Genomic DNA, 23280 nt, shown 5'->3' on the forward strand with positions numbered 1-23280 from the left:
CGGGCTTTTTAGTTACAGCGCCGAGGCTTAGATCGCCCCTCGCTTGCGCAGCAGATCCAGCACCTGCTTTACGCTCTCTTCCAGGGTCAGCGACTGGGTGTCGATCACAAGATCAGCATCCAGCGGCACGTCGTACGGGAAGGACTCGCCCGGGATGTTGTCGCCGGCGGCGGCGTACAACCCTTGCGGATCACGCTGGGCGCACACCGTCGGCGAGGCCTGGACGTAGACTGTCAGCAGGCGCTCGCGGCCGATCAGGTCCTTGGCCTGCTCACGCCCTTCGGCACTCGGCGCAACGAACGCGGCCAGGGTCAACAGGCCCGCTTCGTTGAACTGACGGGCCACATGAGCCGCACGACGCCAGTTCTCGGTGCGCCCGGCACGGTCCTGCGGCAGGCCTTTGTTCAAGTCCTGGCGCAGGTTCTGACCATCGAGCACGAACACCGCGCGACCCATGTCGAACAGCTTGCGCTCTACCGCATAGGCCAGCGTGCTCTTGCCCGCCCCCGACAGACCGCTGAACAACACGGTGGCCGGCTGCTGGCCGAAGCGCTGGGTGCGTTCTTCCACCGACACATGGGCCAGTTTGCCATGGTGCGTGCTGCTGCCGTGAGCCAGCGGCTGGGCGACGATCATGCCGGCACCGACGGTGCCGTTGGTCAGGCGGTCGATGATGATGAAGGCGCCGGTGGTGCGGTTGCTCTCGTAGCCGTCCAGGGCGATCGGCGCATCCAGGGCGATCTTCACCTTGCCGATTTCGTTGAGCTGCAATGCGCTGGCCGGGCCTTCTTCAAGGGTGTTCACATCGACCTTGTTGACGATGCTGGCAATCGAGCCGGGCACGTAACTGGTGGCGCGCTTGATGTCGTACTTCTTGCCCGGCAGCATCGGCTCTTCGGCCATCCATACCAGCATCGCTTCGAAGCTGTCGGTCACCGGCGGAACGTTGTCGGCGTGTACCAGCAGGTCGCCACGGGAGATATCGATCTCGTCTTCCATGGTCAACGTCACAGCCTGGCCTGGGCCGGCGTGTTCCAGCTCGCCCTCGAAGGTGACGATGGATTTCACGCGGCTGCTCTTGCCCGACGGCAGCACCACGACTTCGTCGCCTTTGTGCACGATGCCGCTGGCAAGGGTGCCGGCGAAACCGCGGAAGTTCAGGTTCGGACGGTTGACGTACTGCACCGGGAAACGCAGGTCGGTGAAATTGCGGTCGCCCGCCACTTCCACGGTCTCGAGAATTTCCATCAGCGACTGGCCGGTGTACCACGGCGAACGCTCGGACCTGTTCACCACGTTGTCGCCCTTGAGCGCAGACATCGGCACGAAGTGCATGCTGGTGGGCTTCATCTTCAAGCCTTCGGCGAACTTCAGGTAGTCGGCCTTGATCGACTCGAATACGCCCTGGTCGAAGTCCTTGAGGTCCATCTTGTTGATGGCCACGACGATGTGCTTGATGCCCAGCAACGAGGCGATGAAGCTGTGGCGACGGGTCTGGGTCTGCACGCCGTAGCGGGCATCCACCAGGATGATCGCCAGGTCACAGGTGGAGGCACCGGTGGCCATGTTGCGGGTGTACTGCTCATGGCCGGGCGTGTCGGCGATGATGAATTTACGCTTGGCGGTGGAGAAATAGCGGTAGGCGACATCAATGGTGATGCCTTGCTCGCGCTCGGCCTGCAGGCCGTCGACCAGCAGCGCCAGGTCGATGTCGTCACCGGTGGTGCCGACTTTCTTCGAATCGCGAGTGATCGCTTCCAGATGATCTTCGTAGATCATCTTCGAGTCGTGCAGCAGGCGCCCGATCAGGGTGCTCTTGCCGTCGTCGACGTTACCGCAAGTCAAAAAGCGCAGCAGCTCTTTACGTTCGTGCTGGCCCAGGTAGGCGAGGATGTCCTCGCTGATCAAATCAGATACGTGCGACATGACAACCCCTTAGAAATAACCCTGACGTTTCTTGTCTTCCATCGAGCCTGCGCCATCGTGGTCGATGACCCGGCCCTGGCGCTCGGAAGTTCGCGTCAGGAGCATTTCCTGAATGATGTCCGTCAGGCTTTCCGCCTCGGACTCCACCGCGCCCGTCAACGGGTAGCAGCCAAGGGTACGGAAACGCACTTTCTTCTTGACGATGCGCGCCTTGTCTTCGTCGGACAAGTGCTCGAGGATGCGCTCGTCGTCGATCATGATCAGCGTGCCGTTCTTCTCGATCACTTCACGCTCGGCGGCAAAGTACAACGGCACGATCGGGATGCCTTCGAGGTAGATGTACTGCCAGATGTCCAGCTCGGTCCAGTTCGACAGCGGGAAGACGCGGATCGACTCGCCCTTATTGACCTTGCCGTTATAGACGTTCCACAGCTCGGGGCGCTGGTTCTTCGGGTCCCAGCGGTGCTTGCTGTCGCGGAACGAGTAGACGCGCTCCTTGGCGCGGGACTTCTCTTCATCGCGACGGGCGCCGCCGAATGCAGCGTCGAAACCATGCTTGTCGAGCGCCTGCTTCAGGCCCTCGGTCTTCATGATGTCGGTGTGCTTGGCGCTACCGTGGGTGAACGGGTTGATGTTCTGCGCGACGCCGTCCGGGTTGATGTGGGTGATCAGGTCCAGGCCCAGTTCTTCGACCATCTTGTCGCGGAACTTGTACATCTCCTGGAATTTCCAGCGGGTGTCGACGTGCATCACCGGAAACGGCAGCTTGCCGGGGAAAAACGCCTTGCGTGCCAGGTGCAGCATCACGGCGGAGTCTTTACCGATGGAGTACAGCATCACCGGGTTATCGAACTCGGCGGCCACCTCGCGGATGATGTGGATGCTTTCCGCCTCCAGCTGTTTCAGATGCGTCAGTTTGTCGACCATGGCTACTCACGAAAGCTTTCTTATGAACGGCCAGCGGGCCGTGTTCGAGCGGGGAATCCTAGCACAGCGACCTCTTCTAATCAGGGCGCCAACTAGATCGAAACAGCATATGGATATGCCCAGTGGTTCGGGCCCCGCACATGCTTTTCTGTGGGAGCGAGCTTGCTCGCGATGACGGAGTGTCAGCTACATTAATGTCGACTGATCCGCCGCTATCGCGAGCAAGCTCGCTCCCACAGGGGCTACAACTCCCCACAGGGATATAAACAGTCAGATCGGATTCGGGCAATCGATGAAGATGTGCTCCAAGGCGAAGCGTCGCGCCAGATAGTCACCCAGCGCCTGGACGCCGTAGCGCTCGGTCGCATGATGCCCGGCAGCAATGAAGCTGATGCCGTTCTCCCGGGCGCTGTGGAAGGTCTGCTCCGACGCTTCGCCGCTGAGATACAGGTCAACCCCGGCGAGTACCGCCTGATCAATGTAGCCCTGGCCGCCGCCGGTGCACCAGCCCACCCGGCGGATCATCTGCTCGCCTTCGATCAACAACGGCTCGCGCCCCATCACTTCCTGGACCTTGCGGGCGAAATCCCGGGGCGTCATCGGCTCGGACAAGGAGCCGACCAGGCCGACGATTTTCGGGTTCTCCGGATCCAGCGGCCCCTCGACGGTGATGTCCAGCTGCCGGGCCAGTTGCACGTTGTTGCCCACCTCGGGGTGCAGATCCAGCGGCAAGTGGTAGGCCAGGAGACTGATGTCGTGCTTGAGCAGCGTTTTCAGGCGCCGCTGCTTCATGCCGGTGATGCACGGGTTCTCACCCTTCCAGAAATAACCATGATGCACCAGCACCAGGTCGGCGCTGGCCTCCACGGCGGCGTCGAGCAGCGCCTGGCTGGCGGTCACGCCGCTGACGATGCGCATCACCTGCGGCGCGCCCTCGACCTGCAAGCCATTGGGGCAGTAATCGGCGACCCGGCTGCTTGCCAGGTATCGGTCCGCTTCTTCAACTAGGGTGCTCAGGGCTACGGCCATAAAAAGACTCCTAAATATCCCGTTCAGAGGCGTGCGCGGCCTCGTATAATGCGCGACATTATGGGCGGTCCCATTCCGCCTGCAACCTCTGTAGGACGTGCTTAATGCTCAAGGCGCTGCGTTTTTCCGGCTGGCCGCTGTTGGCCGGCGTACTTGTCGCACTACTGATTATCCAGCGCTACCCGGAATGGGTCGGCTTGCCAAGCCTCGACGTCAACCTGCAACAGGCACCGCAGGCCAAGGCTCCGCAGCAGGGCCCCGTGTCCTATGCGGATGCGGTGACCCTCGCCGCGCCGGCGGTGGTCAACCTGTACACCACCAAGGTCGTCAACAAGTCCGGTCACCCGCTGTTCGAGGACCCGCAATTCCGACGCTTCTTTGGTGACAACTCCCCCAAGCAGAAGCGCATGGAATCAAGCCTGGGCTCGGGCGTCATCATGAGCCCGGAAGGCTACATCCTGACCAACAACCACGTCACCAGTGGTGCCGACCAGATCGTGGTGGCACTCAAGGACGGTCGTGAAACCCTGGCGCGGGTGATCGGCAGCGACCCGGAAACCGATCTGGCCGTGCTGAAGATCGATTTGAAAAACCTGCCGGCAATCACCATCGGCCGCTCCGACAGCATCCGTATCGGCGACGTGGCCCTGGCGATCGGCAACCCGTTCGGCGTCGGCCAGACCGTGACCATGGGCATCATCAGCGCCACCGGTCGCAACCAGTTGGGCCTGAACAACTACGAGGATTTCATCCAGACCGACGCCGCGATCAACCCCGGCAACTCCGGCGGTGCGCTGGTGGATGCCAATGGCAACCTCACCGGGATCAATACGGCGATCTTCTCCAAGTCCGGCGGCAGCCAGGGCATTGGCTTCGCCATTCCGGTGAAGCTGGCCATGGAGGTGATGAAGTCGATCATCGAGCACGGCCAGGTGATTCGCGGCTGGCTGGGCATTGAAGTCCAGCCGCTGACCCAGGAGCTGGCGGAATCCTTTGGCTTGTCCGGGCGCCCCGGCATCGTCGTGGCGGGGATTTTCCGCGACGGTCCGGCCCAGAAAGCCGGCCTGCAATTGGGCGACGTGATCCTCAGCATCGACGGCGAACCGGCCGGCGACGGCCGCCGCTCGATGAACCAGGTGGCGCGGATCAAGCCCACCGACAAGGTCACCATCCAGGTGATGCGCAACGGCAAGGAGCTCAAGCTCACCGCCGAGATCGGCCTGCGTCCACCGCCGGCACCGGTGGTGCTCAAGGAAGAAGAGTAAAACTGCATCCCCCCGTGGCGAGGGAGCTTGCTCCCGCTGGGTCGCGCAGCGGCCCTAAAACCTGTCACCTCAAAACTATCAGACCGACCGCATCCGATCCTGCTGGGGCCGCTTCGCCCGAAGCGTCGGACCGACCCAGCGGGAGCAAGCTCCCTCGCCACAAAAACTATCCGCGAATCGCAGGAGCCAGAAATAGCATAAATTCTCATTAGTAGTGTTATATTGTTTCAATACTAAAAATTGGAACAACATAACATGTCATCCTTCAAACGGATTTCCGCTGCCAGTCTCGCCCTGGGCCTGCTCGGTGACCCCGCCTTCGCCGAAGAAATCCAGCCCCTGGAACTGGACGCCATCAACGTCACGTCCGAGTACGAATCCCCTACCGGCCCCGTTTCAGGCTATCGCGCCACCCGCTCCGCCAGCGCGACCAAAACCGACACCGCCCTGCGCGACGTCCCGCAATCCATCAGCGTGATTCCCGCCAGCGTGCTCAAGGACATGGGCAGTACCAGCGTCGAACGGGCGCTGGAATATGCCGGTGGCGTATCGAAGCAGAACAATTTCGGCGGCCTGACGCTTTATGAATACAGCGTGCGCGGCTTTACCACGTCGGAGTTCTACAAGGACGGCTTCAGCGCCAACCGCGGTTACCCAAGCACCCCGGACGCCGCCAATATCGAACGCATCGAAGTTCTGAAGGGCCCGGCGGCCAGCCTTTATGGTCGGGGAGACCCTGGCGGGACGGTGAACATTGTCACCAAGAAACCCCAACCCGAAGCCTTCACCACACTGCAGACCAGCGCAGGCAGCTGGGACCGCTATCGCACCGCGCTGGACGTCAATACGCCACTGGACGCCGAAGGCAACCTGCTGTCGCGAGTAAACCTGGCGGTGGAGGACAACCACAGCTTCCGTGATCACGTCGACAGCAAGCGCGTCTTCGTGGCCCCGTCCATCAGTTGGCAACTGAGCCCGGACACTCGACTGCTGGTGGAAAGCGAAATCGTGCGCCACAGCTCGACGTTCGATCGCGGCATCGTCGCTCCGAATAATCGCTGGGGTGGCGTCTCCCGCTCGACTTTCCTCGGCGAACCCAACGACGGCGACATCGACAATCACAACAATATGCTCCAGGCCGCCCTTGAGCATCAGCTCAACGATACCTGGCAACTGCGTCTGGCCAGCCATTACAAGCAGGGTGAACTCTGGGGCTTCGCCTCAGAGGCGCGCGCCCTGAACGCCGACGGCCACACCGTGAATCGCCGCTACCGCGAGCGCGACAATGATTGGCACGACAGCATCACCCAGTTGGAACTGCGCGGCCAGTTCGACCTCGGCCCCTGGCAACATGAACTGCTGATCGGCACGGAATACGAGGACTACCGCAAGAACGAGCGCGTGACGACCATCGCCGGCAGCGCTTATCCCATCGACATTTACAACCCGATCTACGGCCAGCCAAAACCCAACGGTACGCGCTCCGGCACGGACTTCTTCGAGCATGTCGAAAGCAGGGCCCTGAACCTGCAGGACCAGATCGTCTTCACCGACAAACTGCGCGGCCTGCTTGGCGTGCGTTACGAGCACTTCGAGCAAAGCATCGACAATCATGTCAACGACGTCACCAGTCGCCAGCGCCATGACGCCCTGACGCAACGCGCGGGGCTGCTGTATCAATTGACGCCTGAAGTCGGGCTGTTCGCCAACGCCTCCACTTCGTTCAAGCCCAATAATGGCCTGGATGCCAGCGGCAAAACCTTCGACCCGGAGGAAGGTGTCGGTTATGAAGTCGGAATCAAGAGCGAGCTGTTCGACGATCGCCTGAGCACCACCCTGGCGGCTTTTCATATAGAGAAGGAAAACGTCCTGACCCAAGTCGCCGGAACCGACTTCAGCCGCGCCGTGGGCAAGGCCCGCAGCCAGGGCATCGACCTCCAGGTCACCGGCCAGGTGACCGACGCCGTGCGGGTAATTGGCGCCTTCGCCTACATCGATGCCGAAGTGACCAAGGGCGACGAGCAGATTCCCGACGGCAGCCGGATCCTCGGCGTTGCCAAGCGCAGCGGCAGCCTGCTTGGGGTCTACGAATTCCAAGACGGCCACCTGCGCGGCTCGGACGTTGGCGCGGCATTCACTTATGTCGGCGATCGCTCGGGCGAGGCCGGCAAGGACTTCGAACTGCCGGCCTACCACACCGTGGATCTGCTGGCCCATTACAAGGCCAGTGACAACGTCACCGTCGGCCTGAACCTGAACAACGTCCTCGACGAAAAATACTACGAACGCTCCTACAGCAATTACTGGGTCACCCCCGGCGATCCGCGCAACTTCACTGTCAGCCTCACCCTCGATCTATAAAAAGGAAAATCAGCATGAAATACCCCAAGACCTTTGCCCTGCTCGGCATGCTCCTGGCTATCGACGCCTCGGCCCATGGCCTGTGGACCGAACAACGCCGCGGCAATATCGAGGTGATCTACGGCCACGGCGCCGAAGACAACGCCTTCAAGGCGCAGAAAATCAGTGGCGCCTGGGCCTACGACCTCGGCGGCAAGATGATCCCGGTCACGGTGGAGCGTTTGTCGGACCACGCGCGCCTGCAGCCGCTCAAGCCGCCGGCCGTGCTAGCGGTCGCCCTGGACAACGGCATGTGGTCGCAGACCGCCGACAAGAAGTGGATCAACGAAGGCCGCAGCAAAGTGCCTGGGGCGATTGAATCAACCCAGACCTTCAAGTACAGCCTAGCGATCTACGAGCCGGGCGCCAAGCTGCCGAAGCTCGAACCGATCAAGTTCGTGATCCTGCCGGAAATCGACCCGCTGACCGTCGGCCCCGGCCAATCGTTGCCGGTGCGGGTGCTGCTCGATGGCAAACCGGCGGCCGGCGTGAAGCTGGTCGGCGACTACCGCAGCGCACCGAACACCGTGAGCACTGAAACCGACGCCGAAGGCCGGGCCAAGGTGCTGGTGCGCAATGAAGGCTTGAACGTGATCGCCGCAAGCATGGAAATCCCGCTCAAGGACAACAAGGACGTCGCGACGCGCGGGGTGTTTACTTCGCTGACATTCCTCGGTGAGCCGCATCACGAGTGAAGTCGAAAACTGCGGGAGCTGAGCCGACGCCTTCGCGAGCAAGCTCGCTCCCACAGGGCCGTGCTGAAGGTTAGAGCTCGCCGAGAGCCTCGATCAGTGCCTGGTTCTGCTCCGGTGTGCCGATGCTGATCCGCAGGAACTGGGCGATGCGCGCCTGCTTGAAGTGCCGCACGATCACGCCCTGCTCGCGCAGTTTCGCCGCCAGCCCCGCCGCGTCATGTCGGGGGTGACGGGCGAAGATGAAGTTGGCCGCCGACGGCAGTACTTCAAAACCCCTGACTTCAAGCTGCCCAACTACCCATTCGCGGTGCTCGATGACCGACCGGCAGGTCTGGTCAAAATACTCGCGATCATCGAACGCTGCCGCGCCGCCGACATTCGCCAGGCGATCCAGCGGGTAGGAGTTGAAGCTGTTCTTGATCCGCTCCAACGCTTCGATCAAGTCCGGATGGCCCACCGCCAGGCCCACGCGCAGCCCCGCCAGCGAGCGTGACTTGGACAGGGTTTGTGTCACCAGCAGGTTCGGATAACGATCCACCAGGCTGATGGCCGTTTCGCCGCCGAAATCGATATAGGCCTCATCGACCACTACCACTGAATCCGGGCTGGCCTTGAGGATCTGTTCCACCGCGTCCAGCGCCAGCAGGCAACCGGTCGGCGCATTCGGGTTGGGGAAAATGATCCCGCCATTGGGCTTGGCGTAGTCTGCCGGGTCGATCCGGAATTGTTCATCCAGCGGCACCGCATCGAACTGGATACCGTACAGCCCGCAATAAACCGGATAGAAGCTGTAGCTGATGTCCGGGAACAACAACGGCTGATCGTGCTGCAACAAGCCGTGGAAAATGTGTGCCAGCACTTCATCCGAACCGTTGCCCAGGAACACCTGGTTGGTCTGCACTGCGTAATACCGGGCCACGGCGCTTTTCAGCAAATCACTGTTGGGGTCCGGATACAGGCGCAGATTGTCGTTCAGCTCGGCCTGCATCGCGGCCAGGGCCTTGGGCGATGGACCGTAGGGATTTTCGTTGGTGTTGAGCTTGACCAGCCGGGTCAGCTTCGGCTGTTCGCCCGGCACGTAGGGCACCAGGTTCTTGACGAACGGGCTCCAGAATTTACTCATTTCAGTTCCCCTGCCCTTCAATGGATGGCTCGTCAAGAATGCGGTACTCGGCGCTACGGGCGTGGGCGCTCAGCGATTCGCCGCGGGCCAGCACCGAAGCGGTCTTGCCCAGTTCGGACGCGCCCTGCTCGGAGCAGAAAATGATCGACGAACGTTTCTGGAAATCGTAAACGCCCAGCGGCGACGAGAAACGCGCGGTGCCGGAGGTCGGCAGCACGTGGTTGGGGCCCGCGCAATAATCACCCAATGCCTCGGACGTGTGACGGCCCATGAAAATCGCACCGGCATGGCGAATCTTCGGCAGCCAGGCTTGCGGGTCAGCCACCGACAACTCCAGGTGTTCCGGCGCGATGCGGTTGGCGACCTCGATGGCCTGCTCCATGTCTTCGACCTTGATCAGCGCTCCACGGCCATTGATCGAGGTGTTGATGATCTCGGCGCGGTCCATGGTCGGCAGCAGCTTGGCGATACTGGCAGCGACCTTGTCGAGGAACCCGGCATCCGGACTGACCAGGATGGCCTGGGCATCTTCGTCGTGCTCGGCCTGGGAAAACAGGTCCATGGCGATCCAGTCCGGGTCGGTCTGGCCGTCGCAGACCACGAGTATCTCCGAAGGGCCGGCGATCATGTCGATGCCGACCTGGCCAAATACGTGGCGCTTGGCGGTGGCGACATAGATATTGCCCGGCCCGACCACCTTGTCGACCCGCGGCACGCTTTCGGTGCCATAGGCCAACGCAGCCACGGCCTGCGCACCGCCGATGGTGAACACTCGGTCGACGCCGGCGATGCAGGCGGCCGCCAACACCAGTTCGTTGATTTCCCCGCGCGGAGTCGGGACGACCATGACCACTTCGGTCACGCCAGCCACCTTGGCCGGAATCGCGTTCATCAACACCGAAGACGGATAGGAGGCCTTGCCGCCCGGCACATACAGGCCGGCGCGGTCCAGCGGCGTGACCTTCTGGCCAAGCACCGTGCCATTGGCTTCGGTGTAGCTCCAGGAATCCTGCTTCTGTCTCTCGTGATAGCTGCGCACGCGGGACGCAGCTTTTTCCAAGGCTTCGCGCTGGGGCACGGTGATTCGGGTCAGGGCCAGCTCCAGGCGCTCGCGCGGCAGGATCAGGTCGGCCATCGAGGCGACTTGCAGGCCGTCGAACTTCTGGGTGAACTCCACCAGCGCGGCATCACCACGCTCGCGCACGGCTTTGATAATGTCGAGCACACGCTGATTGACCGAGTCGTCGGACACACTCTCCCAGCTCAGCAGATGATCCAGATGATGTGCGAAATCCGGGTCGGCAGCGTTGAGTCGGCGAATCGAGGTGGGAGCGGTCATGGCGAGGGCCTCATTAATGGCAAATGCTCAGGCGCCCTAAGCTACCAGTCCATTCGCGTGGGCACCTGAGAAAATTGGCTATGACGCGGATAGACGGGCGCGACGCAGAAGTCGCGCAGGTGAATCAGCCGCGGTGTCGCGATTCCACTGCCTTGCGCAGGGTATCGATCAGAGCCTGGATGCGGGCGTGCTGCATTTTCATCGAAGCCTTGTTGACGACCAGCCGGGAGGTGACGTCGGCGATGAAATCCTGCGGCTCAAGACCATTGGCCCGCAACGTATTGCCGGTGTCGACGACGTCGATGATCTTGTCCGCCAGGCCGATCAGCGGCGCCAGCTCCATCGAGCCGTAGAGCTTGATGATGTCGACCTGACGGCCTTGTTCGGCGTAGTAACGCTTGGCAATGTTGACGAACTTGGTCGCCACCCGCAGGCGGCCCTTGGGCTCGGGGGCACCGACCTTGCCGGCGGTCATCAGCTTGCAACGGGCGATCCGCAGGTCCAGCGGCTCGTAAAGGCCCTGGCCGCCATACTCCATCAGCACGTCCTTGCCGGCTACGCCCAGATCGGCGGCGCCATGTTCCACATAGGTCGGCACATCGGTGGCGCGCACGATCAACAAGCGCACGTCGGCCTGGGTCGTAGGAATGATCAGCTTGCGGCTCTTGTCCGGATTCTCGGTCGGCACGATGCCCGCTTCGGCCAGAAGCGGCAGGGTGTCGTCAAGGATGCGGCCCTTGGACAGTGCGATGGTCAACATGGGAAACGTCAGTCCTTATCAAGGTACTCATGCCTGGTCGCAAGCGGCGCCAGACAGACATCGAGGGTGCAACCACCCTCGATGTGAAACGAAATCAGAGGGCACTTCCGTGTGCCCGTTCAGCCGGTACTAGCCCGGTACGCGACGGATCTTGGCGCCGAGCATCTGCAGCTTCTCTTCGATGCACTCGTAGCCACGGTCGATGTGGTAGATGCGGTCGATCAGCGTGTCGCCTTCGGCAACCAGTGCAGAGATGACCAGGCTGGCCGAAGCCCGCAGGTCGGTCGCCATGACAGGCGCGCCTTTCAGTTTTTCGGTCCCGGTGACGATGGCCGTGTTGCCTTCGACCTGGATCCTTGCGCCCATGCGGTGCAGCTCGTAGACGTGCATGAAACGGTTTTCGAAGATCGTCTCGATCACCGCGCCCGTGCCTTCGGCAATGGCGTTGAGGGAGATGAACTGCGCCTGCATGTCAGTCGGGAACGCCGGGTATGGAGCGGTCCGCACGTTGACGGCTTTCGGCCGCTTGCCGTGCATGTTCACTTCGATCCAGTCTGCACCGCAGGTGACTTCGGCACCGGCTTCCTTGAGTTTCTCCAGGACGGCTTCGAGGATGGTCGGATCGGTGTCCTTGACCTTGACGCGACCACCGGTGACGGCGGCGGCTACCAGGTAGGTGCCGGTTTCGATACGGTCCGGCATCACTTTATAGGTGGCCGAGTGCAGGCGCTCGACGCCATCGATGGTGATGGTGTCGGTGCCGGCGCCGCTGATCTTGGCGCCCATGGCGATCAGGAAGTTCGCCAGGTCGACGACTTCAGGCTCGCGGGCAGCGTTTTGCAGCACGCTGCGGCCCTTGGCAAGGGCGGCGGCCATCATGATGTTTTCGGTACCGGTCACGCTGACGGTGTCGAAGAAGAAATGCGCGCCACGCAGGCCGCCTTCAGGCGCCTTGGCCTTGATGTAGCCGCCTTCGACGTCGATCACCGCGCCCATGGCTTCGAGGCCACGGATGTGCAGGTCCACCGGACGCGAACCGATGGCGCAACCGCCAGGCAAGGCGACTTCGGCTTCACCGAAACGAGCGACCATCGGGCCGAGTACCAGGATCGACGCACGCATGGTCTTCACCAGTTCGTACGGCGCGATCAGGGTCTTGATGGTGCGCGGGTCGATTTCGACGCTGAGCTTCTCGTCGATCACAGGCTCGATGCCCATGCGACCGAACAGCTCGATCATCGTGGTGATGTCGTGCAGGTGCGGCAGGTTGGCCACAGTCACCGGGCCATCGCACAGCAGCGTCGCGGCCAGGATCGGCAGGGCGGAGTTCTTTGCCCCGGAAATACGGATTTCGCCATCAAGACGAACGCCGCCGGTAATAATCAGTTTATCCATAAGAATCTCGAGGCCCTTGGGCTCAGGTGCGCTCGGCCCAGGCCGCGCTGCTGAAAAATTTCATCGTGACCGCGTGGATGCTGCCATCGGCGATCCATGGGTTCAAATGGGCATAGATGCTCTGCTGACGCTTCACTGGGCTCAACGCCGCCAGTTCATCGCTGATCACGTTCAACTGAAAGTTGCAGCCTTCGCCTTCAACTTCCACCTGCGTACCAGGCAGCTTTCCTTCAAGGAAGCTCTTCACTTCTACAGCCTGCATGCTCAACCTCAATCGGCGCCCTGTGCGCACGGGTCGCACATCATACAAAAAAGCCCCGCGCCTGCGAACCCCGCGAAGCAGGACTCTGACAGGGGGCTCTTCCAGCGATGTGGGTCAGGGATGCGCCAACAGCTCGGTCAATTCGCTGACCTGGGCTATTTCGCGCATGTCTTCGGGCATCCCGCGGATGCTCCACGTCTTGCCGGCGGCCCTGGCGTCGCGCATGAAGCACAGCAGCAGCGACAGGCCGACGCTGCTGGACTTCTGCACGCCCGAACAGTCGATAACCAGCTCCGCAGTCTTCGCGGACTTGATCAGCGCCTGGCCCTGCTTGCGCAATCCAGGGCCGGTACGGTAATCCAGCACGCCGCTGAGCAGCAGCACGCCGGCCTCGCCCAGGCGAATGGCCGATTCACTCACCGGCTCATTCATTGTTGCTGCTTCTCTTGGGCGTCTTCGGCAACTTCCTTGGCCTTGGCGACTTCACCGGCCCAACCGTTGATGGTCTTGTCCAGGTCATTGCCATTACGCTGCATCGCATCGGCGAACTGGTCACGGAACAACTTGCCGATGTTGATGCCGTTGATGATCACGTTGCGTACGTTCCACTCGCCGTTGATTTTCTCGAGCGTGTAGGAAACCGGGTAAACGGCGCCATTGTTACCCTTGACCGTCATGCCGACGCTGGTGCGCTCGCCTGACTCATCCTTGGCCGGGTCGACCGTGATCCCCTGGTTGTTGTACTCGAGCAAGGCGTTGCCATAGAACTGGAACAGGCTGCGCTTGAAGTTTTCCTGGAAGCGGGTCATCTGCGCGGGCGTAGCCTTGCGCGAATACTTGACGGTCATGATGCTCTTGGAAATACCGTCGGCATCCACCACCGGCCCGACGATACGATTCAAGGACTCGTAGAATGCGCCCGGGTCCTGCTTGTACTTTTCCTTGTTCGCCGACAGATCGGCCAACAGTTGGTCGGTGGTCGTCTTGATGATGTCGTGCGCCGAAGGCGCCGCCACGGCGTTGCCCATCAGCGGCAGCGCCGCCAGCAGGACCAGCAGGCTGCGTCGCAGGATAGAGATCATTCAAAAGCTCCTCATTTGGCGTCTTTGCTAACGGTATTGAGCAGGAATTTACCGATCAGGTCCTCAAGCACCAGCGACGACTGCGTGTCGTGAATGGTCCCGCCATCCTTGAGCAGGGAGTCTTCCCCGCCCACGCTGATACCGATGTATTTCTCACCCAACAGCCCAGCCGTGAGGATAGATGCAGTGGAGTCAGTCGGCAGGTTATCCACGCGCTTTTCCAGCTGCAGCGTCACCCGACCGGTGAAACTGTCGCGATCCAGATCGATTGCCGTGACCTTGCCGATGGTCACACCGGCCATGGTCACCTTGGCTCTGACAGTCAAACCGGCGATATTGTCAAAATAAGCATAAAGTTTATAAGTATCGGTGCTTGCGGTCGGCGCCAGTCCACTGACCCGCAGGGCCAGCAACAGCAAAGCCAGGATGCCAGCCAGCAGGAAAAGGCCGACACCGATTTCCAGGGTGCGGTTTTGCATCAGAAATCTCCAAACATCAAGGCGGTCAGAATAAAGTCAAGGCCCAGGACGGCCAACGAGGCGTATACCACGGTCTTGGTTGTGGCACGGCTGATCCCCTCTGACGTGGGCTCACAGTCATAACCTTGAAACACGGCGATCCAGGTCACCACGAAAGCGAATACGGCACTCTTGATCACACCGTTGAGCACATCGTCGAGAAAATCGACGCTGTTCTGCATGTTGGCCCAGTAGGAGCCTTCATAGACCCCCAGCCAATCGACGGCAACCCATGAGCCGCCCCAGATCCCTACGACACTGAAGATCATTGCCAGCACCGGCAGGGAAATGAAGCCGGCCCACAAGCGTGGGGCAATGATGTACTTGAGCGGGTCGACCCCGATCATTTCCAGGCTCGACAACTGTTCGGTGGACTTCATGTTACCGATCTCGGCCGTCAACGCCGAACCGGCGCGCCCGGCAAACAGCAGCGCCGTGACCACGGGGCCGAGCTCACGCAGCAAGGTCAGCGCAACCATCTGCCCGACCGCCTGCTCCGAACCGTAGCTGGACAATATGCTGAAGCCCTGGAGCGCCAGGACCATGCCGATGAAAATCCCCGAGACGACGATGATCACCAGGGACATCACCCCCACCGAATGCAGTTGCTTGACCAGCAGGCCAAAACCGCCGCCGGTCGAGTTGCGACCGAGCAAGGCATGCATCAGGAACAGCGAGGAACGCCCCAGCACGGCCACCACGTCGATGCCGGAGCGACCGAACAGGCGGACTCTTTCTATCAATGACTTCTTGCGCATCAGCGCGTCCCCAGCAGATCGGTACGGTAATCCGTGGCCGGAAAATGGAACGCCACCGGGCCGTCCGGATCACCTTTCATGAATTGGCGAATACGCGGGTTGTCCGATTCCTTCAGCTCCTGGGGCGTGCCCTGCCCCAGCACCTGGCCATCGCCGACCACATAGATGTAGTCAGCGATGCTCGCGGTTTCGGCCAGATCGTGGGACACCACGATACTGGTGATGCCCAACGCATCGTTGAGCAAGCGGATCAGGCGCACCAGCACGCCCATGGCGATAGGGTCCTGCCCGACGAAGGGCTCGTCGTACATGAGTATCCGCGGATCGAGGGCAATCGCCCGAGCCAACGCGACCCGACGCTTCATGCCACCGGACAGTTCGTCCGGCATCAGCTCCAGGGCACCGCGCAGCCCGACTGCCTGCAATTTGAGCAGGACAATATCGCGGATCATCTCTTCCGGCAGCTCCGTATGGACCCGCAGGGGAAACGCCACGTTTTCGAACACGTCCAGATCGGTAAACAGCGCACCGCTCTGGAACAGCACGCCCATATGCTTGCGCGCGTCGAACAGATCGCTGCGCGACAATTCTGGAAGATTCTGGCCATTGACCCAGACTTCGCCGGCGCTGGGGCGCAATTGTGCCCCCATCAGGCGCAGCAGCGTAGTCTTGCCGCAGCCGGAGGGCCCCATGATACCGGTCACCTTGCCGCGCGGGATGCGAATATCGATGTCATTAAAAATGCTGCGCGTCCCTCGCTTGAAGGACAGCCCCTTCAGCTCGACCGCGTAGGCGTTGTCGGCACTCATCTAAACTCCTTGCGATGCAGCCTCATATTCGGATGTCCCGGCCAGCCGACAAACGCCGGTAACGCCGGGCACACGAACCGGCGGCGAACTATATCACTGCAACGGCCAAGCGCCCAAGGCCGGCGCCCGCCCGTTAAGCCTCGCTTGAAGTAAAGCGTCACATTTCATGTCAGGCCGTGGGGCTACCCGAACAAAGCACGACGAACTAACGTGAGGGAATCGTTCATTGCCGGTATAATCGCCGCCTTTTCATCGGGCTATACGATTTCGACATGAGACAATCCAGCGAACTGATTCAATCGGCACAACGTACCCTCCGCCTCGAACTCGAAGCCGTGCAAGGTTTGCTGGCTCATATCGATGCTGATTTCGTACGGGCCTGCGAGATGATTCTGTCCAGCAAGGGCCGCGTGGTGGTGGTAGGCATGGGCAAATCCGGGCACATCGGCAACAAGATTGCCGCGACCCTGGCCAGCACCGGCACCCCGGCGTTTTTTGTCCATCCTGCCGAAGCCAGCCACGGTGACATGGGCATGATCACTCGGGACGACATCATCCTGGCATTGTCGAACTCCGGCTCCACCAATGAAATCGTTACCCTGCTGCCGTTGATCAAGCGCCTGGGCATCCAGTTGATCAGTCTCACCGGCAATCCCGACTCGCCGCTGGCAAAGGCCGCAGAGGTAAACCTCAACGTGCATGTCGAACACGAAGCCTGCCCGCTGAACCTGGCCCCCACTTCTTCCACCACGGCGGCGCTGGTCATGGGCGACGCCCTGGCCGTGGCCTTGCTGGAAGCCAGGGGCTTTACCGCCGAGGATTTCGCTTTCTCCCACCCCGGTGGCGCCCTGGGCCGCCGGCTGCTGCTCAAGGTCGAGAACGTGATGCACGCGGGGGAAGCATTGCCGCAGATACAACGTGGCACGCTGCTCAAGGACGCCCTCATGGAAATGACCCGCAAGGGGCTGGGCATGACCGTTATCCTGGAGGCGGACGGCAAGCTCGCCGGAATCTTCACCGACGGCGACCTGCGTCGCACCCTGGATCGCACCGTCGATATCCATAGCACGACCATCGACGAGGTCATGACCCCCCACGGCAAGACGGCCCGGGCCGAGATGCTGGCCGCCGAAGCCTTGAAGATCATGGAAGACCACAAGATCAGCGCCCTGGTGGTGGTCGACGACGAAGACCGCCCGGTGGGCGCCCTGAATATGCACGACTTGCTGCGTGCGGGAGTCATGTAATGAGCACAGACCTGTTGCAACGCGGCAAAGCAATCAAACTGGCAGTGTTCGACGTGGATGGTGTGCTGACCGATGGCCGCCTGTATTTCCTCGAAGACGGCAGCGAATTCAAGACGTTCAACACCCTTGATGGCCAGGGCATCAAGATGCTGATGGCCACCGGCGTGCAGACCGCTATCATCAGTGGCCGCAAGACCCCGGTGGTCGAACGGCGAGCGAAGAACCTCGGCATCCCGCACCTTTATCAGGGCCGCGAAGACAAATTGGTGGTGCTGGATGAACTCCTCGGCCAACTCAATCTAAGCTATGAGCAGGTCGCCTACCTCGGTGACGACCTGCCAGACCTTCCGGTGATCCGCCGTGTCGGCCTGGGCATGGCCGTGGCCAACGCGGCAGCCTTCGTACGCGAGCACGCCCATGGCGTTACCACGGCGAGGGGCGGCGAAGGCGCGGCCCGCGAATTCTGTGAACTGATCCTGCGTGCCCAGGGCCACCTCGAAGCGGCCAACGCCGCGTACCTGTGAGCCACCTATGCTGAGCAAGAAAATTCGCACCATCCTGGTGTTCGGCTGTATCGCCGCGATCTTCGCGGCGGTGGGCTACTGGAACATCAGCCCGGAACGCTTCCTCGACCAGCCCGCGGTCCAGGCGCCGGAGAACGATATCGACTGGTACGCGACCAACACGCACACCTTGCAGTACCTGCCTGACGGCAAGGTGCAGTATGAGATGACCTCGGACAAGGTCGATCACGTAAAGACCAGCGACATCACGCTGGTCACCAAGCCGGATCTGAACATGTTCCGCGGCACGGAGTTTCCGTGGCACGTACAAAGCGAGCGTGCCGAGGTCAATCCCGGCGGCACCGAGGTGGAACTGATCGACTCGGTACGCGTGGCCCGAACCGATGAGAAGAACCGTACGACCATCATTACCAGTACCCGTATGACAGTCTTCCCGCAGCGCCAATATGCGCAGACCGAGCAACCCGTTAGAATCGACGGCGCCGGCGGCGTGTCGACCGGCACGGGAATGAAGGCCTATTTGAAGGAAAGCAGGATACACCTGCTATCGAACGTAAGAGGACAGTATGAAGCTCGCTAAAACCCTCCCTATTTTGCTCAGTCTGGGCGCAGCACTGGGAAGCGCGAGCGCCTGGGCCCTCCCCACCGACCGCGACCAGCCTATCCGCATCCAGGCCGACGACGCGCAACTGGACGACAAGAACGGCGTCGCCACTTATAAAGGTGACGTGATCATCACCCAGGGTTCGATGAAGGTCACCGGCAACACCGTGACCATCACCCGCACCCAGTCCGGCGACATCGACGTGGTTACCTCGGTAGGCAACCTGGCCTACTTCGAGCAAATGCAGACCGCGGGCGACACCAAGCCGGTCCAGGGTTATGGCGTCACCATCCAGTACCACGCCTCCCAAGACCGCGTCGTATTGATCGACCGCGCCAAGGTTGTCGACAAGGACAACAACGTGACCCAAGGCGAGAAAATCGTCTACGACACCAACAAGAAACTCGCCAGCGCCGGTCGCGCCACAGGCAGCAAGGTCACCGAATCGCGCCCACGCATCGACATGGTGATCCAACCGAAAAAGAAAACCGACGAGCAGAAGGCCCAGTAATGGCAACTCTGAAAGCTCAGCATCTGGCCAAGAGCTACAAGAACCGCCAAGTCGTGCGTGATGTCAGCCTGTCCATCGAAAGCGGCCAGATCGTTGGTCTGCTCGGCCCTAATGGCGCGGGCAAGACCACCTGTTTCTACATGATTGTCGGCCTGGTGCAGGCCGACCAGGGTCGCGTACTGATCGATGACCTGGACGTCAGCCACCGGCCGATGCATGGCCGGGCAAAGGCTGGCATTGGCTACCTGCCACAAGAGGCGTCGATCTTTCGCAAGTTGTCGGTAGCCGACAACATCATGGCGATCCTGGAAACCCGCCAGGAGCTCGACAAGGCCGGCCGTCGCCAGGAGCTGGAAAGCCTGCTGCAGGAGTTCCATATCAGCCACATTCGCGACAACCTGGGCATGAGCCTTTCCGGTGGCGAACGTCGCCGCGTGGAGATCGCCCGTGCCCTGGCCACCGCGCCGAAATTCATTCTGCTGGATGAGCCGTTTGCCGGCGTGGACCCGATTTCGGTGGGCGACATCAAGCAGATCATCCATCACCTCAAGGCCAAGGGAATCGGCGTGCTGATCACCGACCACAACGTGCGCGAGACGCTGGATATCTGTGAAACCGCCTACATCGTCAACGATGGCCAGCTGATCGCCGAGGGCGACTCCGCCACCATCCTGGCCAACGAACTGGTCAAGGAAGTATACCTGGGCCATGAGTTCCGCCTTTAAGCCGAAGGTGGCCTGGCGGATGCCCGGGCGCCCTCAATTAATTGAGATAGCCCCCTAGGCAAACACTTCAGTTTCAGGCATATAATTTGCTTAAGTTTGGCGCTTCGGCGCCCTGTAGTGGATGGCGCATGTGCGCCGGCGAATAAGGTGTTAAGCCCCAGCCATGAAACCATCGCTAGTCTTGAGAATGGGCCAGCAGCTGACGATGACACCGCAGCTGCAACAGGCTATCCGCCTACTCCAATTGTCGACCCTGGACCTGCAACAGGAAATCCAGGAGGCGCTGGAGTCCAATCCGATGCTCGAACGCCAGGAAGAAGGCGACGACTTCGACAATACCGACCCACTGGCCGACAACATCGAGCAGAAAACCACCCCGGAGGTCCCGGAACCGTCCTATCAGGAAGCCGCCCCGACGGTAGATAACCTCGACGATGGCGAATGGAGCGAACGCATTCCCAATGACCTGCCCGTGGACACGGCGTGGGAAGACGTCTACCAGACCAGCGCCAGCAGCCTGCCAGGCGGTGACGACGACGAGTGGGACTTCACCACTCGCACCTCTGCTGGCGAAAGCCTGCAAAGCCATCTGCTGTGGCAACTGAACCTGGCGCCGATGTCGGATACCGACCGTCTGATCGCGGTGACGTTGATCGATTGCATCAACAACCAGGGCTACTTGGACGAGACCCTCGAAGAAATCCTCGAAGCCTTTGACCCGGAGCTCGATATCGAGCTGGACGAGATCGAAGCTGTCCTGCATCGCATCCAGCAATTCGAACCCGCCGGCATTGGCGCTCGCAACCTAGGCGAATGCCTGCTGCTGCAATTGCGCCAGCTGTCCGCCAAGACGCCATGGCTGGCCGAAGCCAAGCGCCTGGTCACCGATTACATCGACCTGTTGGGCGGCCGCGACTACAGCCAGCTGATGCGCCGGATGAAGCTCAAGGAAGATGAGCTGCGCCAGGTCATCGAGCTGGTGCAAAGCCTGAATCCGCGCCCCGGCTCGCAAATCGAATCCACCGAGCCCGAGTATGTCGTCCCCGATGTGATCGTGCGCAAACACAACGATCGCTGGCTGGTGGAGCTGAACCAGGAATCGGTTCCCAAGCTGCGGGTCAATGCCCAATACGCCGGTTTCGTGAAGCGCGCCGACACCAGCGCCGACAATACCTTCATGCGCAATCAGTTGCAGGAGGCGCGCTGGTTCATCAAGAGCCTGCAAAGCCGCAACGAAACCCTGATGAAAGTCGCCACCCAGATCGTCGAGCATCAGCGCGGCTTCCTGGAGTACGGTGACGAAGCGATGAAACCGTTGGTCTTGCATGACATCGCCGAGGCGGTGGGCATGCACGAGTCGACGATTTCGAGGGTGACTACCCAGAAATTCATGCATACCCCAAGGGGCATCTATGAATTGAAATACTTTTTCTCCAGCCACGTCAGTACCTCCGAAGGCGGTGAATGCTCGTCCACGGCCATCCGCGCGATCATTAAAAAACTGGTCGCTGCGGAAAATCAGAAAAAGCCGTTGAGTGACAGCAAGATCGCTGGTTTACTGGAGGCACAAGGCATTCAGGTGGCCCGCCGTACCGTCGCCAAATACCGCGAATCCCTGGGAATCGCGCCTTCGAGCGAACGCAAGCGGTTGATGTAACAGGCCACGCCACAGCGTTCCAGTGGCAGGTATTTCTACCTGCCGCTTTATGCACTGGCAACGAAGGAGAAGCTGTATGCAAGTCAACATCAGTGGACACCAACTGGAAGTGACCGAACCCCTGCGCACCTACATCGGCGAAAAGCTCGACCGATTGGAAAGGCATTTCGACAAGATCACCAATGTGCAAGTCACGATGAACGTCGAGAAGCTGCTGCAGAAAATCGAAGCCACGCTGCATATCCCCGGCGGAGAAGTGGTTGCCAACGCAGAGCATTCAGACATGTATGCCGCGATTGACCTGCTGACCGACAAGCTGGATCGCCAACTCAAAAAGCATAAGGAAAAGACCCAGAGCCTCCTCCAGGGCGCAACCGGTCGTTAACCCCCCCAATCCATGATCCGACTAGAATCCATCCTGACCCCCGGCCGTTCCCAGGTGAACGCGCCGGGTGGCAGTAAAAAGAAAGCCCTCGAACAAATCGCCAACCTGATCCACCGCGAAGTACCGGATCTGGAAATGCAGGACGTTTTCGAGGCGCTGGTTGCCCGTGAGAAACTCGGCTCCACCGGTTTTGGCAACGGCATCGCCATTCCCCATTGCCGCCTCAAGGGTTGTTCCGCGCCGATCAGTGCGCTGCTACACCTTGAAGCCCCCATCGATTTCGACGCCATCGACGGCGCCCCGGTCGACCTGCTGTTCGTATTGCTGGTCCCGGAAGCGGCGACCGATGCGCACCTCGAGCTGCTGCGCCAGATCGCCAGCATGCTCGACCGCAAGGAAGTACGCGAAAAACTGCGCAGCGCCCCGAGCAACGAAGCCTTGTATCAGGTAGTCCTGGACGAGCAGAACGGTCATTAAACATGCGCATGATCATCGTCAGTGGCCGCTCCGGCTCCGGTAAAAGCACGGCCCTTAACGTTCTTGAGGACAGTGGCTACTATTGCATCGACAATTTGCCAGCCGGCCTGCTCCCACAACTGGCCGAGCGCGCCTTGATCCACACCGAGCTGGCGCAACCGCTGGTCGCCGTCTCGATCGACGCGCGTAACCTGCCGAGCCATTTGTCGCGATTTCCGGCATTGCTTGAAGAAGTGCGCAGCCGGCACATCCAATGCGACGTGTTGTACCTCGACGCTGACGAAGAAACCCTGCTCAAGCGCTTCTCGGAAACCCGTCGACGCCACCCGTTGAGCAACGCCAGCCGCTCCCTGGCTGAAGCGATCCATGACGAGAGCCAACTGCTGGGGCCGATTGCCGACCTGGCGGACCTGAAGGTCAACACCACCAACTTGAACCTGTATCAGTTGCGCGACACCATCAAGTTGCGCCTGCTGAACCAGCCGGAACCGGGTACGGCGTTCCTGGTGGAGTCGTTCGGCTTCAAGCGTGGCATGCCGGTGGATGCCGACCTGGTATTTGATGTCCGCTGCCTGCCCAACCCTTACTGGAAACCCGAACTGCGCGAGCAGTCCGGGCTTGACCAGTCGGTGATCGACTACCTGGCTGCCCAGCCGGATGTCGAGGAAATGTACCAGGATATCTCCAGCTACCTGCTCAAGTGGCTACCGCGTTTTGCCGCCAGCAATCGTGCCTATGTCACGATTGCCATCGGCTGCACCGGCGGTCATCACCGTTCCGTGTACCTGACCGAACGCCTGGGTCAGCTCCTGCAAAAATCCCTGAAGAATGTCCAGGTTCGCCACCGCGACCTCAGCTAAAG

General features: G+C 60.9%; 25 protein-coding genes. 12 read left to right on the forward strand and 13 right to left on the reverse strand.

All coding sequences use genetic code 11. The features are described from left to right. Positions 1 to 27 precede the first annotated feature (27 nt). The 3 genes from cysN to J3P96_RS23600 form a co-directional block, all read right to left on the reverse strand. Complete coding sequence (gene cysN / locus J3P96_RS23590) at positions 28 to 1926, reverse strand: sulfate adenylyltransferase subunit CysN (RefSeq protein WP_434653664.1); 1899 nt, start codon at positions 1924 to 1926, stop codon at positions 28 to 30. 9 nt (positions 1927 to 1935) lie between these two features. Further along, positions 1936 to 2853, reverse strand: a complete 918-nt coding sequence (gene cysD / locus J3P96_RS23595) for a sulfate adenylyltransferase subunit CysD (RefSeq protein ID WP_007912374.1) — start codon at positions 2851 to 2853, stop codon at positions 1936 to 1938. Between the two features lie 270 nt (positions 2854 to 3123). Beyond that, positions 3124 to 3882: a Nif3-like dinuclear metal center hexameric protein gene (locus tag J3P96_RS23600; protein ID WP_434653665.1), complete on the reverse strand. Its 759-nt coding sequence runs from the start codon at positions 3880 to 3882 to the stop codon at positions 3124 to 3126. A gap of 104 nt (positions 3883 to 3986) precedes the next feature. Between J3P96_RS23600 and algW the strand changes: the two genes are divergently transcribed. The 3 genes from algW to J3P96_RS23615 all read left to right on the forward strand — a co-directional run bounded on the left by algW (position 3987) and on the right by J3P96_RS23615 (position 8242). After that, on the forward strand, positions 3987 to 5147 hold the full coding sequence (algW, locus tag J3P96_RS23605) for a Do family serine endopeptidase AlgW (protein ID WP_305496771.1): 1161 nt from the start codon (positions 3987 to 3989) through the stop codon (positions 5145 to 5147). 255 nt (positions 5148 to 5402) lie between these two features. Then, positions 5403 to 7508, forward strand: a complete 2106-nt coding sequence (locus J3P96_RS23610; RefSeq protein ID WP_434653666.1) for a TonB-dependent siderophore receptor — start codon at positions 5403 to 5405, stop codon at positions 7506 to 7508. Positions 7509 to 7522: 14 nt separating this feature from the next. After that, on the forward strand, positions 7523 to 8242 hold the full coding sequence (locus tag J3P96_RS23615; protein ID WP_434653667.1) for a DUF4198 domain-containing protein: 720 nt from the start codon (positions 7523 to 7525) through the stop codon (positions 8240 to 8242). Between the two features lie 70 nt (positions 8243 to 8312). Here the strand turns inward: J3P96_RS23615 and hisC are convergent, their stop codons facing one another. From hisC to J3P96_RS23665, 10 genes are all read right to left on the reverse strand, one after another. Continuing rightward, positions 8313 to 9365: a histidinol-phosphate transaminase gene (hisC, locus tag J3P96_RS23620; RefSeq protein ID WP_434653668.1), complete on the reverse strand. Its 1053-nt coding sequence runs from the start codon at positions 9363 to 9365 to the stop codon at positions 8313 to 8315. Position 9366: 1 nt separating this feature from the next. Continuing rightward, entirely contained in the window at positions 9367 to 10704 is a 1338-nt protein-coding gene (gene hisD / locus J3P96_RS23625) for a histidinol dehydrogenase (RefSeq protein WP_434653669.1), read from the reverse strand. Positions 10705 to 10828: 124 nt separating this feature from the next. Further along, the gene (gene hisG / locus J3P96_RS23630) at positions 10829 to 11464 is read right to left on the reverse strand and encodes an ATP phosphoribosyltransferase (protein ID WP_305496776.1); all 636 of its coding nucleotides are present in this window, start codon (positions 11462 to 11464) and stop codon (positions 10829 to 10831) included. A gap of 129 nt (positions 11465 to 11593) precedes the next feature. After that, positions 11594 to 12859 (reverse strand): UDP-N-acetylglucosamine 1-carboxyvinyltransferase, encoded by a 1266-nt coding sequence (gene murA / locus J3P96_RS23635; RefSeq protein ID WP_305496778.1) that lies wholly within the window; start codon positions 12857 to 12859, stop codon positions 11594 to 11596. 22 nt (positions 12860 to 12881) lie between these two features. Then, positions 12882 to 13121, reverse strand: a complete 240-nt coding sequence (locus tag J3P96_RS23640) for a BolA family protein (RefSeq protein ID WP_007953556.1) — start codon at positions 13119 to 13121, stop codon at positions 12882 to 12884. 114 nt (positions 13122 to 13235) lie between these two features. Next, on the reverse strand, positions 13236 to 13541 hold the full coding sequence (locus J3P96_RS23645; protein WP_434658311.1) for an STAS domain-containing protein: 306 nt from the start codon (positions 13539 to 13541) through the stop codon (positions 13236 to 13238). 8 nt (positions 13542 to 13549) lie between these two features. Continuing rightward, positions 13550 to 14203: an MlaC/ttg2D family ABC transporter substrate-binding protein gene (locus tag J3P96_RS23650; protein WP_434653670.1), complete on the reverse strand. Its 654-nt coding sequence runs from the start codon at positions 14201 to 14203 to the stop codon at positions 13550 to 13552. Between the two features lie 11 nt (positions 14204 to 14214). Further along, positions 14215 to 14682, reverse strand: a complete 468-nt coding sequence (mlaD, locus tag J3P96_RS23655) for an outer membrane lipid asymmetry maintenance protein MlaD (protein WP_186613429.1) — start codon at positions 14680 to 14682, stop codon at positions 14215 to 14217. Continuing rightward, positions 14682 to 15479 (reverse strand): lipid asymmetry maintenance ABC transporter permease subunit MlaE, encoded by a 798-nt coding sequence (gene mlaE, locus J3P96_RS23660; RefSeq protein WP_434561153.1) that lies wholly within the window; start codon positions 15477 to 15479, stop codon positions 14682 to 14684. Before mlaE ends, mlaD begins: the two co-directional genes overlap by 1 nt. After that, positions 15479 to 16288, reverse strand: coding sequence for an ATP-binding cassette domain-containing protein (locus J3P96_RS23665; RefSeq protein ID WP_434653671.1), 810 nt, complete (start codon positions 16286 to 16288; stop codon positions 15479 to 15481). Before J3P96_RS23665 ends, mlaE begins: the two co-directional genes overlap by 1 nt. A 272-nt stretch (positions 16289 to 16560) precedes the next feature. Here J3P96_RS23665 and J3P96_RS23670 point away from each other — a divergent pair, with 272 nt between their 5' ends. The 9 genes from J3P96_RS23670 (at position 16561) to rapZ (ending at position 23278) form a co-directional block, all read left to right on the forward strand. Further along, on the forward strand, positions 16561 to 17535 hold the full coding sequence (locus J3P96_RS23670) for a KpsF/GutQ family sugar-phosphate isomerase (RefSeq protein WP_434653672.1): 975 nt from the start codon (positions 16561 to 16563) through the stop codon (positions 17533 to 17535). Further along, positions 17535 to 18059 (forward strand): KdsC family phosphatase, encoded by a 525-nt coding sequence (locus J3P96_RS23675; RefSeq protein ID WP_305496788.1) that lies wholly within the window; start codon positions 17535 to 17537, stop codon positions 18057 to 18059. Before J3P96_RS23670 ends, J3P96_RS23675 begins: the two co-directional genes overlap by 1 nt. A gap of 7 nt (positions 18060 to 18066) precedes the next feature. Then, positions 18067 to 18639 (forward strand): LPS export ABC transporter periplasmic protein LptC, encoded by a 573-nt coding sequence (lptC, locus tag J3P96_RS23680; RefSeq protein WP_434653673.1) that lies wholly within the window; start codon positions 18067 to 18069, stop codon positions 18637 to 18639. After that, positions 18626 to 19174 carry a lipopolysaccharide transport periplasmic protein LptA gene (gene lptA, locus J3P96_RS23685; RefSeq protein ID WP_305496790.1) on the forward strand — a complete coding sequence of 183 codons (549 nt, stop codon included), beginning with the start codon at positions 18626 to 18628 and terminating at the stop codon, positions 19172 to 19174. The genes lptC and lptA overlap by 14 nt, the downstream gene beginning before the upstream one ends. After that, a complete protein-coding gene (lptB, locus tag J3P96_RS23690; RefSeq protein WP_305496791.1) occupies positions 19174 to 19899 on the forward strand; it encodes an LPS export ABC transporter ATP-binding protein in 726 nt (241 codons plus the stop codon). Before lptA ends, lptB begins: the two co-directional genes overlap by 1 nt. Positions 19900 to 20062: 163 nt before the next feature. Further along, a complete protein-coding gene (locus J3P96_RS23695; protein ID WP_434653674.1) occupies positions 20063 to 21556 on the forward strand; it encodes an RNA polymerase factor sigma-54 in 1494 nt (497 codons plus the stop codon). 76 nt (positions 21557 to 21632) lie between these two features. Then, positions 21633 to 21941: a ribosome hibernation-promoting factor, HPF/YfiA family gene (gene hpf / locus J3P96_RS23700; protein WP_039592236.1), complete on the forward strand. Its 309-nt coding sequence runs from the start codon at positions 21633 to 21635 to the stop codon at positions 21939 to 21941. Positions 21942 to 21953: 12 nt separating this feature from the next. Continuing rightward, a complete protein-coding gene (gene ptsN / locus J3P96_RS23705) occupies positions 21954 to 22418 on the forward strand; it encodes a PTS IIA-like nitrogen regulatory protein PtsN (protein WP_210642854.1) in 465 nt (154 codons plus the stop codon). Between the two features lie 2 nt (positions 22419 to 22420). Then, complete coding sequence (gene rapZ, locus J3P96_RS23710; RefSeq protein WP_434626100.1) at positions 22421 to 23278, forward strand: RNase adapter RapZ; 858 nt, start codon at positions 22421 to 22423, stop codon at positions 23276 to 23278. The last annotated feature ends 2 nt before the right edge of the window (positions 23279 to 23280 follow it).

Source organism: Pseudomonas sp. R3-56, assembly GCF_051132075.1.
Classification (GTDB): Bacteria; Pseudomonadota; Gammaproteobacteria; order Pseudomonadales; family Pseudomonadaceae; genus Aquipseudomonas.

Bases quoted from the DNA above. Each gene is read 5' to 3' on its own strand.
- J3P96_RS23695 (WP_434653674.1), top strand. From the start codon at position 20,063: ATGAAACCATCGCTAGTCTTGAGAATGGGCCAGCAGCTGACGATGACA.
- hpf (WP_039592236.1), top strand. From the start codon at position 21,633: ATGCAAGTCAACATCAGTGGACACCAACTGGAAGTGACCGAACCCCTG.
- J3P96_RS23670 (WP_434653672.1), top strand. From the start codon at position 16,561: ATGAGACAATCCAGCGAACTGATTCAATCGGCACAACGTACCCTCCGC.
- rapZ (WP_434626100.1), top strand. From the start codon at position 22,421: ATGCGCATGATCATCGTCAGTGGCCGCTCCGGCTCCGGTAAAAGCACG.
- hisC (WP_434653668.1), bottom strand. From the start codon at position 9,365: ATGAGTAAATTCTGGAGCCCGTTCGTCAAGAACCTGGTGCCCTACGTG.
- ptsN (WP_210642854.1), top strand. From the start codon at position 21,954: ATGATCCGACTAGAATCCATCCTGACCCCCGGCCGTTCCCAGGTGAAC.
- J3P96_RS23675 (WP_305496788.1), top strand. From the start codon at position 17,535: ATGAGCACAGACCTGTTGCAACGCGGCAAAGCAATCAAACTGGCAGTG.
- hisG (WP_305496776.1), bottom strand. From the start codon at position 11,464: ATGTTGACCATCGCACTGTCCAAGGGCCGCATCCTTGACGACACCCTG.
- J3P96_RS23665 (WP_434653671.1), bottom strand. From the start codon at position 16,288: ATGAGTGCCGACAACGCCTACGCGGTCGAGCTGAAGGGGCTGTCCTTC.
- J3P96_RS23650 (WP_434653670.1), bottom strand. From the start codon at position 14,203: ATGATCTCTATCCTGCGACGCAGCCTGCTGGTCCTGCTGGCGGCGCTG.
- murA (WP_305496778.1), bottom strand. From the start codon at position 12,859: ATGGATAAACTGATTATTACCGGCGGCGTTCGTCTTGATGGCGAAATC.
- algW (WP_305496771.1), top strand. From the start codon at position 3,987: ATGCTCAAGGCGCTGCGTTTTTCCGGCTGGCCGCTGTTGGCCGGCGTA.
- lptB (WP_305496791.1), top strand. From the start codon at position 19,174: ATGGCAACTCTGAAAGCTCAGCATCTGGCCAAGAGCTACAAGAACCGC.
- lptA (WP_305496790.1), top strand. From the start codon at position 18,626: ATGAAGCTCGCTAAAACCCTCCCTATTTTGCTCAGTCTGGGCGCAGCA.
- cysN (WP_434653664.1), bottom strand. From the start codon at position 1,926: ATGTCGCACGTATCTGATTTGATCAGCGAGGACATCCTCGCCTACCTG.
- hisD (WP_434653669.1), bottom strand. From the start codon at position 10,704: ATGACCGCTCCCACCTCGATTCGCCGACTCAACGCTGCCGACCCGGAT.
- J3P96_RS23615 (WP_434653667.1), top strand. From the start codon at position 7,523: ATGAAATACCCCAAGACCTTTGCCCTGCTCGGCATGCTCCTGGCTATC.
- cysD (WP_007912374.1), bottom strand. From the start codon at position 2,853: ATGGTCGACAAACTGACGCATCTGAAACAGCTGGAGGCGGAAAGCATC.
- mlaE (WP_434561153.1), bottom strand. From the start codon at position 15,479: ATGCGCAAGAAGTCATTGATAGAAAGAGTCCGCCTGTTCGGTCGCTCC.
- J3P96_RS23610 (WP_434653666.1), top strand. From the start codon at position 5,403: ATGTCATCCTTCAAACGGATTTCCGCTGCCAGTCTCGCCCTGGGCCTG.
- J3P96_RS23600 (WP_434653665.1), bottom strand. From the start codon at position 3,882: ATGGCCGTAGCCCTGAGCACCCTAGTTGAAGAAGCGGACCGATACCTG.
- mlaD (WP_186613429.1), bottom strand. From the start codon at position 14,682: ATGCAAAACCGCACCCTGGAAATCGGTGTCGGCCTTTTCCTGCTGGCT.
- J3P96_RS23640 (WP_007953556.1), bottom strand. From the start codon at position 13,121: ATGCAGGCTGTAGAAGTGAAGAGCTTCCTTGAAGGAAAGCTGCCTGGT.
- lptC (WP_434653673.1), top strand. From the start codon at position 18,067: ATGCTGAGCAAGAAAATTCGCACCATCCTGGTGTTCGGCTGTATCGCC.